This is a genomic window from Caulobacter sp. FV1ye6ST (genome assembly GCF_058681225.1).
Window position 1 is genome coordinate 4959862 of sequence record NZ_CM178733.1, and the last position, 12922, is coordinate 4972783.

12 protein-coding genes are annotated in these 12922 nt (G+C 66.7%); 9 read left to right on the top strand and 3 right to left on the bottom strand.

Going from position 1 to position 12922, the window contains the following annotated elements; translation table 11 throughout:
- Positions 1–49: 49 nt before the first annotated feature.
- Both ACW175_RS23545 and ACW175_RS23550 read right to left on the bottom strand, forming a co-directional pair.
- On the bottom strand, positions 50–967 hold the full coding sequence (locus ACW175_RS23545) for a WecB/TagA/CpsF family glycosyltransferase (protein ID WP_492102330.1): 918 nt from the start codon (positions 965–967) through the stop codon (positions 50–52).
- 103 nt (positions 968–1070) lie between these two features.
- The gene (locus tag ACW175_RS23550; protein WP_492102331.1) at positions 1071–2069 is read right to left on the bottom strand and encodes an NADPH:quinone oxidoreductase family protein; all 999 of its coding nucleotides are present in this window, start codon (positions 2067–2069) and stop codon (positions 1071–1073) included.
- A 71-nt stretch (positions 2070–2140) separates the two neighbouring features.
- Between ACW175_RS23550 and ACW175_RS23555 the strand changes: the two genes are divergently transcribed.
- From ACW175_RS23555 to ACW175_RS23570, 4 genes are all read left to right on the top strand, one after another.
- Positions 2141–3019 (top strand): isoaspartyl peptidase/L-asparaginase family protein, encoded by an 879-nt coding sequence (locus tag ACW175_RS23555; RefSeq protein ID WP_492102332.1) that lies wholly within the window; start codon positions 2141–2143, stop codon positions 3017–3019.
- A gap of 87 nt (positions 3020–3106) precedes the next feature.
- Positions 3107–4759, top strand: coding sequence for a phosphoglucomutase (alpha-D-glucose-1,6-bisphosphate-dependent) (gene pgm / locus ACW175_RS23560; protein ID WP_492102333.1), 1653 nt, complete (start codon positions 3107–3109; stop codon positions 4757–4759).
- Between the two features lie 43 nt (positions 4760–4802).
- Complete coding sequence (locus tag ACW175_RS23565; RefSeq protein WP_492102334.1) at positions 4803–6461, top strand: lysine--tRNA ligase; 1659 nt, start codon at positions 4803–4805, stop codon at positions 6459–6461.
- Between the two features lie 183 nt (positions 6462–6644).
- Positions 6645–6854: a hypothetical protein gene (locus ACW175_RS23570; protein ID WP_125157278.1), complete on the top strand. Its 210-nt coding sequence runs from the start codon at positions 6645–6647 to the stop codon at positions 6852–6854.
- 17 nt (positions 6855–6871) lie between these two features.
- Here ACW175_RS23570 and ACW175_RS23575 read toward each other — a convergent pair whose 3' ends face one another.
- Positions 6872–7528: a S24 family peptidase gene (locus ACW175_RS23575; protein WP_492102335.1), complete on the bottom strand. Its 657-nt coding sequence runs from the start codon at positions 7526–7528 to the stop codon at positions 6872–6874.
- A gap of 193 nt (positions 7529–7721) precedes the next feature.
- On the opposite strand from ACW175_RS23575, the gene ACW175_RS23580 reads away from it, so the two are divergent.
- The 5 genes from ACW175_RS23580 (at position 7722) to ACW175_RS23600 (ending at position 12913) form a co-directional block, all read left to right on the top strand.
- Positions 7722–8201: a MerR family transcriptional regulator gene (locus ACW175_RS23580; protein ID WP_099581949.1), complete on the top strand. Its 480-nt coding sequence runs from the start codon at positions 7722–7724 to the stop codon at positions 8199–8201.
- A gap of 108 nt (positions 8202–8309) precedes the next feature.
- Positions 8310–10103: an acyl-CoA dehydrogenase C-terminal domain-containing protein gene (locus ACW175_RS23585; RefSeq protein ID WP_492102336.1), complete on the top strand. Its 1794-nt coding sequence runs from the start codon at positions 8310–8312 to the stop codon at positions 10101–10103.
- Positions 10104–10105: 2 nt separating this feature from the next.
- The gene (locus ACW175_RS23590; protein WP_492102337.1) at positions 10106–11269 is read left to right on the top strand and encodes an acyl-CoA dehydrogenase family protein; all 1164 of its coding nucleotides are present in this window, start codon (positions 10106–10108) and stop codon (positions 11267–11269) included.
- Entirely contained in the window at positions 11266–11643 is a 378-nt protein-coding gene (locus tag ACW175_RS23595) for a hypothetical protein (protein WP_492102338.1), read from the top strand. The genes ACW175_RS23590 and ACW175_RS23595 overlap by 4 nt, the downstream gene beginning before the upstream one ends.
- Before the next feature lie 64 nt (positions 11644–11707).
- Positions 11708–12913 (top strand): acetyl-CoA C-acetyltransferase, encoded by a 1206-nt coding sequence (locus tag ACW175_RS23600; RefSeq protein ID WP_492102339.1) that lies wholly within the window; start codon positions 11708–11710, stop codon positions 12911–12913.
- Positions 12914–12922: the final 9 nt, after the last annotated feature.

A 12922-nucleotide genomic window follows, 5' to 3' on the forward strand; every position in this document is an offset into this window, starting at 1 on the left:
TTTCGAGATCAACGTCACGATGATCTCGGCCCCCACAGACCGCGTCATCCTAGCGTACTCCCTCGTTGCGAGCACGCATTTGCTCCCAGCGGGCGTTTTCCGCCGCCCGGGGATCACTTGTCGCTCGCCTGCCCAGCGCCCGGACCACGTCGCGGCAGGCCGGACCGACCAGCGACCAGGGCTCGACGCAGTAGCGCGCGAACAGGCGCTGCGGATCATTCATCAGCCGGAACAGCCATTCCATGCCCATCGGGCCCATCCAGCGCGGCGCGGGCGTCTGGACGCCGGCCTCGTAGTCGAAGGCTCCGCCAACGGTAAAGGTCACGGCCGGACCGTAGGCCTTGTGGTTCTCCAGCGTCCAGATCTCCTGACGCGGCATGCCCATGCCGACCAGCACGACGTCAGGCTGGTAGTCGCGAATGGCCTCGACCACCGCGTCGTTGGCGGCCGAGCCGGGCCTGACGTCGAAATAGCCATGATGGCTGGCGATCTGGGCGGTCGGATAATCCTGATGGATGCGCGCGATGGCCTTCTCGGCCACGCCGGGGGCGCCGCCGACGAAGAAGACCTTCCAGTTCTTCTGCGTGGCCAGGCTCCAGAATTCGTCGCGCCAGTCCAGATAGGTGCAGCGATGGAAGCGCCGGCTGGCCCGGCCCACCAGCCGCGCCCAGAAGATCAACGGCACGCTGTCGACCTCGATCAGGTCGGCTTCCTTGTAGAACGCGCCGATCTGATGGTCCTTGCCGATCAGATAGAGGCTGTGAAGATTGTGGTTGGCGACGATGGCGCTCTGACGCGCTTCCAGCTTGCCGGTGACGAAATGGAACACCTCTTCCGGGCGCACCAGATCCATCACCCCGCCGAGCACGCGCACGCGTTCCTCGGGGCGCCGTGTCAGGCGATAGGCGCGCCGCGGCGCCGCCGGCGCCGCGTCGTTCATTCCGCTCTGTTCCTGGGGGACGAACATCGCCGCAGAGTCTCCTAGTCTTGAGGAGCACTCTGCGGAAATGTCGTGTTTCCTTTGCTAAAAAGGATACTTAGCGGGATTTAACCACGTCCCGATAACCCTTCTAATCAACCGTGATCACCACCTTGCCCATGGCCTTACGGCTGGAAAGATGGGCGATGGCCTCGCCGGCGCGAGCCAGCGGGAAGCGTTCGGAGACGTAGGGCTTGATCTTGCCGGTGGCGTAGAGACCCATCAGGTCCTTGAGGTTCTGGGCATGGCCCTTGGGATCGCGCGCCACCGCCGCGCCCCAGAACACCCCGACGATGTCGCACGACTTCAACAGCGTGAGATTCAACGGGATTTTCGGAATCCCCGACGGGAAACCGATGACCAGGAAGCGGCCGTTCCAGCCAGCGGCCCGGATGGTCGCCTCCGAATAGTCGCCGCCGACCGCGTCATAGGCGACATCCCAGCCATTGGGGCCGCAAGCGTCCTTGATCAGGTTGGCCAGCGCCTTCTGGCCGTCCTTGTCGAACGGGCCACGCGGATAGACGACGCCGCTGTCGGCGCCGTGCTTGATGGCCAGATCGACTTTTTCCTGGCTGGAGGCCGCGGCAATAACACGCGCCCCCGCCGCCTTGCCCAGCTCGACGGCCGCCAGGCCAACGCCGCCGGCGGCGCCCAGAACCAGCAGGGTCTCGCCGGCCTTCAGCGCGCCGCGGTCCTTCAGGGCGTAGTACGAGGTGCCGTAGGTCAGGACGAAGGCGGCGGCCTCGTCGAAAGGCATGTTGTCGGGGATGGGCGTGCAGCGCTGTTCTTCCAGGGCAAGCTTTTCGGCGAAGCCGCCCCAGCCGGTCGAGGCCAGGACGCGGTCGCCGACCTTGAAGCGGGTGACGCCCTCGCCGACCGCGGCGATCACGCCCGAGACCTCGCCGCCCGGGGCGAACGGCCGCGTCGGCTTGAACTGGTACTTGTCCTCGATGATCAGGACGTCGGGATAGTTGACCCCGCAGGCCTTGACGTCGATCAGCACCTGGCCGGGACCGGCGACGGGATCGGGCAGCTCCTCCAGCACCAGGGTCTCCGGACCGCCGACTTCCTTGCTGAGCACCGCCTTCATGATCGCCTCTCCCAGATTTCTTGATTAAGAGGGCCGGACGCTAGCGCGGGACGCCGGGCCAAGGAAGCAGAATGTCAAACAAACGTTTTAGTCTCGCCCTGCACGGCGGCGCGGGCGCAAAGCCCGGCCACGACTACGCCGTTGAGATCGCCCACATGCGCGGCCTCGTCGAGGCGGCCCGCGACCGCCTGGCCGCCGGAGCGAACGCCCTGGACGTGGCGGTCGAGACCGTCGTCGCCCTGGAGGCCAGCGGCCTCTACATCGCCGGCAAGGGCGCCTCGCCCAATGCCGACGGGGAATACGAGCTGGACGCCAGCCTGATGTGCGGCCCCACCTCGCGGGCCGGTTCGGTCGCGGCGCTGCAAGGCTTCAAGAGCCCGATCCTGGCCGCTCGCGCGGTGATGGAGAAGACCCCGAACGTGATGCTGGCGGGCCAGGGCGCGATCGACTTCGCCCGCGACCAGGGGCTGGAGATGGTCGAGGATCCGGAAACCTGGTTCACCCGCGCCGGGGCGTTCGAGGACAACCATCCGCCCGGGATCCTGCCGACCGGCACCGTCGGCTGCGTGGTCCGCGACGCCGAGGGACGCCTAGCGGCCGCGACCTCGACGGCGGGCGTGTTCGGCAAACGGCCCGGTCGGGTGGGTGACTCGCCGATCATCGGGGCCGGCGCCTGGGCCGACGGCTTCGCGGCCGTCTCCTGCACCGGCCAGGGCGAATATTTCATCCGCACCGCCGTCGCGGCCCAAATCGCCCACCGGCTGCGGTTCGGCGGCGAGAGCCTGGACAGCGCGGCGCGGGCGGCGATCCAGGGCGTAGCGAACTTGGGCGGCCATGGCGGGCTGGTCTCCGTGGATCGGGACGGCCATGTCGCCATGCCGTTCGCGTCCAGCGGCCTGAAGCGGGCGGCGCTGCTGCTGGACGGAACGATCGTCAGCGAAGCGTTCTGACGCCGCAGATAGTTGGTGAAATCGTCTTGAACCGCCTCTAGGGGTTGGCCGTTGCCGTCCGACGTCCAATCATAACCTGGGGTCTTCATGCACAGCCGCGCCGGCCTTCGCGCTCTTCCCGAGGACCTGATCGACCTGGAGGCGCTGATCGGCGCCTATTTCGAGATCAAGCCCGACGTCGCCAACCCCGCCCAGAAGGTGGTGTTCGGCACCTCGGGTCACCGAGGCTCCAGCCTGGACGGCGGCTTCAACGAGAACCACATCCTGGCCGTCACCCAGGCCGTGGTCGAGCACCGCGCCGGCCTAGGGATCACCGGTCCGATCTTCGTCGGTCGCGATACTCACGGCCTGTCCGAACCTTCCTTCCGCTCGGTGCTGGAAGTGCTGGCCGGCAACGGCGTCACCGCGCTGATCGACAGCCGTGACGGCTACACCCCGACCCCGGCGGTGTCGCACGCCATCCTGACCCATAATCGCCTGAACACGGCGCAAGCCGACGGCCTTTTGCTGACCCCCTCGCACAACCCGCCCCGCGACGGCGGCATCAAGTATAATCCTCCGTCCGGAGGTCCGGCCGACAGCGGCGCGACCTCGGCGATCGCCGCGCGCGCCAACGAATTGCTGGCCGAGGGCCTGGCGGGGGTAAAGCGGATAGGCTTCGAAGAGGCTCACAAGGCCGCCGGTCGCTACGACTTCCTGGGCCGCTATGTCGACGACCTTTCCAGCGTCATCGACATGGAAGCCATCCGCGCGGCCGGCGTCCGGATCGGCGCCGATCCCCTGGGCGGCGCGGCCGTGGCCTACTGGGGCGAGATCGCCGAGCGCCACAAGCTGAACCTGACGGTGGTCAACGACGCGGTGGATCCGCGCTGGGCGTTCATGCCGCTCGACACCGACGGCAAGATCCGCATGGACTGCTCATCGCCCTCGGCGATGGCCAATCTGATCGAGATCATGAAGGGCGGCGCGGCCTACGACGTCGCCCCATATGACGTGGCGATTGGCAACGACGCCGACGCCGATCGCCACGGCATCGTCACGCCCGACGGCGGGTTGATGAACCCCAACCACTACCTGGCCGCGGCGATCTCCTACCTGTTCACCCACCGCCCGGGCTGGCGCGCGGACGTCGCGGTCGGCAAGACCCTGGTCTCGTCGTCGATGATCGACCGGGTGGTCTCCGGGCTCGGCCGTCGCCTGCTGGAAGTGCCGGTCGGCTTCAAATATTTCGTGCCGGGCCTGCTGGACGGGTCGGTCGGCTTCGGCGGCGAGGAGTCGGCCGGCGCGGCCTTCCTGCGTCACGATGGCCGCGTCTGGACCACCGACAAGGACGGCCTGCAGCTGGCCTTGCTGGCCGCGGAGATCCAGGCCCGGACCGGCCAGAGCGCCAGCCAGCTCTACGCCGACCTCACCCAGAAATACGACGCCCCGTCCTATGCCCGCGTCGACGCCCCGGCGACCCGCGAGGAGAAGGCGCGGCTCGCCAAGCTCAGCCCCAGCGACGTCGCCGCAAAGACCCTGGCCGGCGAGCCGATCACCGACATCCTGACCAACGCCCCCGGGAATGGCGAGGCGATCGGCGGCCTCAAGGTGACGACCGCGAGCGCATGGTTCGCCGCGCGCCCGTCAGGCACCGAGGACGTCTACAAGATCTACGCGGAGTCGTTCCTGGGTCCGGATCATCTGAAGCAGGTCCAGGCCGAGGCGCGCGAGGTGGTGGCCGGGGCGCTGAAGGGCTGATGCAAAGCTAGCCCTCTTGCGTCACAGCGTTTATACGCCCCGCATGTTTGAAGGCCTCTCCCCCCTCGCCCGCGAAGCCCGCTCCTGGCCGTTCGAGCAGGCGCGCGCCACCATCGCCCGCGTCCTGCGCGTGCGGCTTCCCGACCGCGCCGACCAGGAAGCCGCCAAGGCCCTGATCGACGCCGGCAAGACGGACGAGGCGGTGAAAGCCTATCCGGCGCTAGCCAAGGCCGTGATCTTCGAGACCGGCTATGGTCCGTCGGGCCTGCCCCACCTGGGCACGTTCGGCGAGGTGGCGCGCACGACCATGGTGCGCCAGGCCTTCCGTGCGCTGGTCGGCGACCACATCCCGACGCGCCTGATCGCCTTCAGCGACGACATGGACGGCCTGCGCAAGGTTCCCGACAACATCGAGAACAAGCAGCCGTTGATAGAGGACCTGGGCAAGCCGCTGACCGTCGTCCGCGACCCATTCGGCACCCACGACAGTTTCGGCGCCCACAACAACGCCCGCCTGCGCGCGTTCCTGGACGGCTTCGGCTTCGAGTACGAGTTCGTCTCGTCGACCGAGTGCTACAAGTCCGGCCTGTTCGACGCGACCCTGCTGACAGCCCTGGAGCGCTTCGACGCCATCCAGAAGGTCATGCTTCCGACCCTGGGCGAAGAGCGCCGCGCGACCTATTCGCCGTTCCTCCCGGTCAGCCCGACCACCGGCAAGGTGCTGCAGGTCCCGACGCTGGAGCGCGATGTCGAGAAGGGCACGATCGTCTTCGAGGACGAGGACGGCTCCAAGGTCGAGGTCCCGGTCACCGGCGGCCACGTGAAGATGCAGTGGAAGCCCGACTGGGCCATGCGCTGGACGGCGCTTGGCGTCGACTACGAGATGTCGGGCAAGGACCTGATCGACTCGGTCAAGGCCTCGGGCGCGATCTGCAAGGCCCTGGGCGGGGTTCCGCCGGAAGGCTTCAACTACGAGCTCTTCCTGGACGAGAACAACCAGAAGATCTCCAAGTCCAAGGGCAACGGCCTGTCGATGGAGGACTGGCTGCGCTACGGCGCGCCGGAGAGCCTGTCATACTACATGTTCCAGAGCCCCAAGTCGGCCAAGAAGCTCTATTTCGACGTCATCCCCAAGGCGACGGACGAATATCTGCAGCAGCTGGACGCCTACGGGCGCCAGGAGCCAGCCAAGCAGCTCGACAACCCCGTCTGGCACATCCACTCGGGCAAGCCGCCCGAGCAGGGCTCGCCGGTGTCGTTCAGCCTGATGCTGAACCTGGTCTCGGCCGCCGACGCCTCGACCAAGGAAATCCTGTGGGGCTTCCTGTCGCGCTACATCCCGGGGGCCTCGCCGGAAACCCAGCCGCTGCTGGACCGCCTGGCCGGCTACGCGATCAACTACTACGAGGACTTCGTCAAACCGACGAAGACCTTCCGCGCCCCGACCGACCAGGAGCGCGCCGCGATGCTGGACCTGCTGGCCAAGCTGAAGGCCATGCCGGCCGACGCGCCAGACGCCGAGCTGATCCAGAACGAGGTGTTCGAGGTCGGCAAGACCCACGGCTTCGACCCGCTGCGCGCCTGGTTCCAGGCCCTCTACGAGGTGCTGCTGGGCCAGAGCCAGGGTCCCCGCTTCGGCTCCTTCGCGGCGATCTTCGGCATCGACCGGACGGTGGCGCTGATCGAGGAGAAGCTGGGCTAGTCCAGCCCCGCACCGCGCGGATCCAAAAGGCCACGCTTACGCGCACCGGGTGAATCCGCGCGCCCTGCGACACCATGTCCTTGAAAATGAACGAAGTCTGAAAACGCGGTTAAGGGTCCGCCCACGTTTCGGAGTCTAGGGTCGGACCATCAGAACCAAGATCAGTCATCAAGGTTTAGGACCATGGCTTCGTTCACTCTCCGCCCCGCCGACCGTCAGGAATTCGATTCCCTGCTCGGCGGAATCATTCAGCAGTTCCCCGACGCCCACGTCGAGGCCGCGCACAATGACACCTGGGCGTCGTACCGTCTGGACGTGTCGTGCGAGGATCCCTCGGCCGGCCCGTTGATCGCCTGGCTGCTCGACAGCCACGCCGGCTGCCCGCGCACGTAAAGACCTGCCGGGTCGACCTACTGGCTGACCCAGACGATCCGCGCGACCCAGGCGACCTCGTCCCGCGACAGCAGGCGGGGTTCGCCCGAGTGGTCCAAGGCGACAAGCTCTAGGGTCCGGGCCGTCACCCGCCCCAGCTCCCGCACCAGCACCTCGCCGGTGTTCGTTCGCGCCACCACGCGGTCGCCCTTGCGCGGCTCCTGGCTGGGCGACACAAGCAGGCGGTCGCCGTCGCGATAGACGGGCGCGAGATCACCGCCCGTCACCTCCAGCGCGAACAGGCCCCCGCCGAGATCCGGCGCGGCGACCTCGTCCCAGCCAGCGCCGACCGGCATTCCCGCCTCGTCGAAGAATCCGTCCTGCCCGGCCTGGGCCAGGCCGATCAACGGCGCGCCACGGACTTGCCTTCCATTGGGCGGCGCCCTCACCGGGGACTGCTCTGTCAGGGCCGCGAATTCCGTGAAATTGACCCCCGTAGCCTCCAGCAGCTTGGCCAGGCTCTCGGTGGAGGGCCAGCGCGCGCGACCGTCAGCGTCCGCCGAACCGCGCTTGGAGCGGTTGAAGCTGGTGGGATCCAGGCCCGCCATGCGGGCCATTGCCGAGGGCGTCATGTCGAAGCGCTGAGCCAGGGCGTCGATGGCCCGCCAGATTTCGCCGTGAGAGAGGGTCGCCACTGACGCCTCCTTGAGCGCTGTCCTGTCGCGGAAAATACGCCCCGCAACCTAGGAAAGTAAACCTATCGCCGATCCCTAGATTGACGTTTACGTAAGCGTTGACGTCCGCCCGAGATCGGGTTTAGGGTGATCAACGATAACAAAGCGGCCCGGCCGCGGTAGCCAGGCCCTCTTCATTGGGAGGTTTCCATCCATGGCCGACCTGCGACGCCCCGAGCGGACCTTCACCATCCGCCAGCTGTGCAACGAATTCAAAGCCACGCCGCGCGCCCTGCGCTTCTACGAGGACAAGGGCTTGCTGAACCCGGCCCGTGAGGGCCTGAACCGCGTCTATTCCCATAAGGATCGCGTCCGCCTGCAGCTGATCCTGCGTGGCAAGCGCGTGGGCCTGTCGCTGACCGAGATCCGCGAACTGCTTGACCTCTATGACGAGAACGACGAGGGCGCGGCGCAGATGGCCCGCTCGCTGAAGAAGTTCCGCGAACGCGCCAATGCCCTTGAACAGCAGCGCGACGACATCGACAACGCCCTGATCGAGCTGCGCGAGGCCTGCAATCGCCTCGAAAAGCGCCTCACCGAGATCCGCCCCGACCTACTGCCCCGCGCGGCCGATTACGAGCAGGTGCTGCGCGCCCGTCTCGACGGTCACGGCGAAGCGATGTTGGGCAAGTAAGAAACTCTCCAGCGGCGCCGCCTCCGTGCAAGACGCGCGAGAGGCAGCGGCCGCACATCCACTTTTCCTACCCATCACTCTTTTTCAGTTCCCTCCCAGGACCGCTCCATGACCTACCAGCCGCCCGTTCGCGACCACGCCTTCATCCTGCGTGACGTGCTCAACATCGATCAGCACGGCGACCTGCCCGGCTTTTCCGACGCGCCGTTCGAGACCGTGGAGCAGATCCTCGACGCCGCCGCCCAGTTCACCGGCGAGGTCCTGGCCCCGCTGAACGCGGTCGGCGACAAGACCGGCTGCAAGCTGGATCCGGTCACCAACGTCGTCACCACCCCGCCGGGCTTCAAGGACGCCTACAAGCAGCTGTGCGAAGGCGGGTGGACCGGCCTGGGCTCGGACCCGGCCTATGGCGGCCAAGGCCTGCCGCACGTCGTGAACCTGGCCTTCAGCGAGATGTCGAGCTCGGCCAACATGGCCTTCTCGATGTATCCGGGCCTGGCCCACGGCGCCTATTCGGCCATCCACACCGGCGGCAGCGACGAACAGAAGCAGACCTACCTGCCCAAGATGGTGAGCGGCGAATGGACCGGCACCATGAACCTGACCGAGCCGCACTGCGGTACGGACCTGGGCCTGCTGCGCACCAAGGCGGTTCCGCAGGCGAACGGAAGCTACAAGATCACCGGCCAGAAGATATGGATCAGCGCCGGCGAGCACGACATGTCGGACAACATCGTCCACCTCGTCCTGGCCCGCATCGAGGGCGCTCCGGCCGGCGTGAAGGGCATCAGCCTGTTCATCGTGCCGAAATTCTTCCCCAAGGAAGACGGCTCGGTCGGCGAGCGTAACCAGGGCGTCAAGTGCGTGGGCCTGGAAGAGAAGATGGGCATCCACGGCAACGCCACGTGCGTCATGCAGTATGATGACGCCGAGGGCTATCTGATCGGCGAGGAGAACTCGGGCCTCAAGATCATGTTCGTCATGATGAACGAGGCGCGCCTGGGCGTCGGCATGCAGGGCGTGGCCCAGGGCGAGGCCGCCTACCAGGCCGCCGTCGCCTTCGCCAAGGATCGCCTGCAGGGCCGCTCGCTGACGGGTCCGAAGAACGCCGACGGCCCGGCTGACCCGATCATCGTCCACCCGGACGTCCGCCGCATGCTGCTGGAGAGCAAGGCCCTGATCGAAGGCGGCCGCGCCTTCCTGTTCTGGACCGCCCTGCACGGCGACCTGTCGCACGTCCACCCCGACGCCGCCGTCCGCGAAAAGTCGTCGGACTACATGGGCCTGATGACGCCGGTGCTGAAAGGCTACCTCACCGACAAGGGCTTCGAGGTCTGCTCGAACGCGGTGCAGGTGCACGGCGGCAGCGGCTTCACCGAGCATTTCCCGGTCAGCCAGTTCATGCGCGATTGCCGCATCGCCCTGATCTACGAAGGCACCAACGGCGTGCAGGCCCTGGACCTGGTCGGCCGAAAGCTCGCCGCCAAGGGTGGTCGCGCGGTCATGACCTTCTTCCAGGAGATCGACCAGTTCATCGGCGAGAACGACGCCGACGAGAGCTTGAAGCCCTTCATCGAGGCCCTGACGGGCGTGAAGGCCCAGCTGCAGGACGGCACCATGTGGCTGATGCAGAACGGCCTGCAGAACCCCGACAACGCCGGCGCGGCCTCGACCGACTACATGCACCTCTTCGGCCTGACCGGCCTGGCCTACATGTGGGCGCTGATGGCCAAGGCGGCCAACGCCAAGATCGCGGCCGGCTCGTCCGACCCGTTCTTCACAACCAAGCTGACCACGGGCCGCTATTTCATCGAGCGCATCTTGCCTGACGCCGGGGCACACCTGGCCAAACTTAAGACGGGTTCGGCGACCCTGATGGCGCTACCCGCGGAGGCCTTCTGATCATGAGCGTGCTCAACGTCGAAAAACCCGCCTTCATGGCCGAAGAGGACATCGCGATCTTCGAGGACGCGGTGGGCAAGTTCTTCGATGAGCACGCGCCTGAATCGACCGTGGCGCGGTGGCGCAAGAACCACTGCGTCGATCGCGACATGTGGACCAAGGCGGGAGAGGCCGGCTTGCTCGGCCTCTCCACGCCCGAAGAATACGGCGGCGCCGGCGGCGACTACCGCCACGAGGTCGTGCTGATGGAGCAGTTGGGCCTCAAGGGCGTCGACGGTTTCGGCATCAGCCTGCACAACGCGATCATCATGCCCTACGTGGTCCACTATGGGACCGACGAGCAGAAGCGTCGCTGGCTGCCGAGGCTGGCGACGGGCGAACTGGTCGGCGCGATCGCCATGACCGAGCCCGGCGCCGGGTCTGACCTTCAAGGGGTGAAGACCACCGCCAAGAAGGTCGGCAACCACTACGTCATCAACGGCTCCAAGACCTTCATCACCAATGGCCAGACGGCGAACTTCATCATTGTCGTGGCCAAGACCGATCCGGCGGGCGGCGCGCGCGGCACCAGCCTGCTGATCGTCGAGACCGACGAGGTCGAAGGCTTCGAGCGCGGCCGCAATCTCGACAAGCTGGGCCAGGAAGCCCAGGACACGTCGGAGCTGTTCTTCAACGACGTGAAGATCCCGACCGAGAATCTCCTGGGGACCGACGAGGGCCAGGGCTTCTTCCAGCTGATGGGTCAGCTGCCGCAGGAACGCCTGAACATCGCCGTGCAGGGCATGGCGACCATCGAGCGGGCGCTCGAACTCACCATCGCCTACGTCAAGGACCGCAAGGCGTTCGGCAAGGCGATCATCGACTTCCAGAACACCCAGTTCGTCCTGGCCGAATGCAAGACCGAGGCGACCGTGGCCCGCGTCTTCACCAACCACTGCATCGAGCAGCACCTGGCCGGCAAGCTGGACGCGGCTACCGCATCGATGGCCAAGTACTGGGTCTCGGATCTGGAGAACAAGATCGTCGACCGCTGCCTGCAGCTGTTCGGCGGCTATGGATTCATGAACGAGTACCCGATCGCCCGCATGTACAAGGACAGCCGCATCCAGCGCATCTACGGCGGCACCAACGAGATCATGAAACTCCTGATCGCGAGGACACTGTGATCGTACCGCTCATCCTGCTGCTGGCCGGCCCGGCCGCGGCTCAACCCGTTCCCGACGCCCGCGCGGCCGTGGTCTGCGTCCGCGCCGCGCCTGGTCCGCGCCCCCTGACCTTTTCCGGCGAACTGGTTGGCAAGCGCCCGCAACCCGGCGCCTTCAAGCTGCCGCTGACGCCGCCCGGCAAGGATGTCTGCAACACGCTGCTGCGCTCCAAGATCGCCACATGGAAACTGGAGGTCACGACCTCGGGCTTCACGGCGTGCGAGCTGCCACCGCCGGACTTCGGACAGCGTACGTACTACCGCGCCAAGGCCGCCGCCAGCGGCCTGAAGTGCGAGCCGATCGGCAAGTACCCGATCGGCAACTGGAAACCATAGGACCGGCCTTAAAAGGCCGCGCCTTCAACGACACGAACACCACTTCTCGGGAAGGAGCCATTCCATGGCTGACGCTTACATCTTCGACGCCGTGCGCACCCCGCGCGGCAAGGGCAAGAAGGACGGGTCTCTGCACGAGATCACCTCGCTGTCCCTGGCCACCCAGGTGCTGGAAGCTCTGCGCGACCGCAACAACCTCGACACCAAGTACGTCGACGACGTCGTGCTGGGCTGCGTCGCCCCCGTCGGCGAGCAAGGCTCGGACATCGCCCGCACCGCCGTCCTGACCGCCGACTACGCCGAGAGCGTCGCCGGCGTGCAGATCAACCGCTTCTGCGCCTCGGGCCTGGAAGCCGTGAACATGGCCGCGGCCAAGGTCGCCTCGGGCGAAGCCAGCCTCGCCATCGGCGGCGGCGTCGAGAGCATGAGCCGCGTGCCCATGGGCAGCGACGGCGGCGCCTGGCCGACCGACCCGTCCTCTGCCTTCAAGACCTATTTCGCCCCGCAGGGCGTCTCGGCGGACCTGATCGCTTCGCTGTATGGCTTCTCGCGCGATGACGTCGACGCCTATGCCGTCGAGAGCCAGAAGCGCGCGGCCGCCTCGTGGGCCGACGGTCGCTTCAAGAAGTCGGTGATCGGCGTGAAGGACCAGCTGGGCCTGACCATCCTCGACCACGACGAGACCGTGCGCGGCTCGACCACCATGCAGACCCTGGCCTCGCTGAACCCCTCGTTCACGGGCATGGGCGAGATGGCCTTCGACGCCGTCGTCACCCAGCGCTATCCGCAGGTCGAGAAGATCAACCACGTCCACCACGCCGGCAACAGCTCGGGCATCGTCGACGGCGCCGCCGGCGTGCTGATCGGCACCAAGGAAATGGGCGAGGCCCTGGGCCTGAAGGCTCGCGGCCGCATCAAGGGCGCGGCTTCGATCGGCTCTGAACCCTCGATCATGCTGACCGGGCCGTCGCTGGTCACCGAGAAGCTTCTGAAGAAGCTGAAGATGGAGGTCTCCGACATCGACCTCTACGAGCTGAACGAGGCCTTCGCCGCCGTCGTCCTGCGCATGATGCAGGCGCTGGACATCCCGCACGACAAGATGAACGTGAATGGCGGCGCCATCGCCATGGGCCACCCGCTGGGCGCCACCGGCGCCATGATCCTGGGCACCATGCTCGACGAGCTGGAACGCTCGGACAAGGAAACCGCCCTGATCACCCTGTGCGTCGGCGCCGGCATGGGCACCGCAACCGTCATCGAACGCGTCTAAGACTCAAGG

Coding starts and splice junctions, on each gene's coding strand:
- ACW175_RS23585 (WP_492102336.1), top strand. CDS start 8,310: ATGACCTACCAGCCGCCCGTTCGCGACCACGCCTTCATCCTGCGTGAC.
- ACW175_RS23580 (WP_099581949.1), top strand. CDS start 7,722: ATGGCCGACCTGCGACGCCCCGAGCGGACCTTCACCATCCGCCAGCTG.
- ACW175_RS23570 (WP_125157278.1), top strand. CDS start 6,645: ATGGCTTCGTTCACTCTCCGCCCCGCCGACCGTCAGGAATTCGATTCC.
- ACW175_RS23545 (WP_492102330.1), bottom strand. CDS start 967: ATGTTCGTCCCCCAGGAACAGAGCGGAATGAACGACGCGGCGCCGGCG.
- ACW175_RS23600 (WP_492102339.1), top strand. CDS start 11,708: ATGGCTGACGCTTACATCTTCGACGCCGTGCGCACCCCGCGCGGCAAG.
- ACW175_RS23550 (WP_492102331.1), bottom strand. CDS start 2,069: ATGAAGGCGGTGCTCAGCAAGGAAGTCGGCGGTCCGGAGACCCTGGTG.
- ACW175_RS23590 (WP_492102337.1), top strand. CDS start 10,106: ATGAGCGTGCTCAACGTCGAAAAACCCGCCTTCATGGCCGAAGAGGAC.
- ACW175_RS23565 (WP_492102334.1), top strand. CDS start 4,803: ATGTTTGAAGGCCTCTCCCCCCTCGCCCGCGAAGCCCGCTCCTGGCCG.
- ACW175_RS23555 (WP_492102332.1), top strand. CDS start 2,141: ATGTCAAACAAACGTTTTAGTCTCGCCCTGCACGGCGGCGCGGGCGCA.
- pgm (WP_492102333.1), top strand. CDS start 3,107: ATGCACAGCCGCGCCGGCCTTCGCGCTCTTCCCGAGGACCTGATCGAC.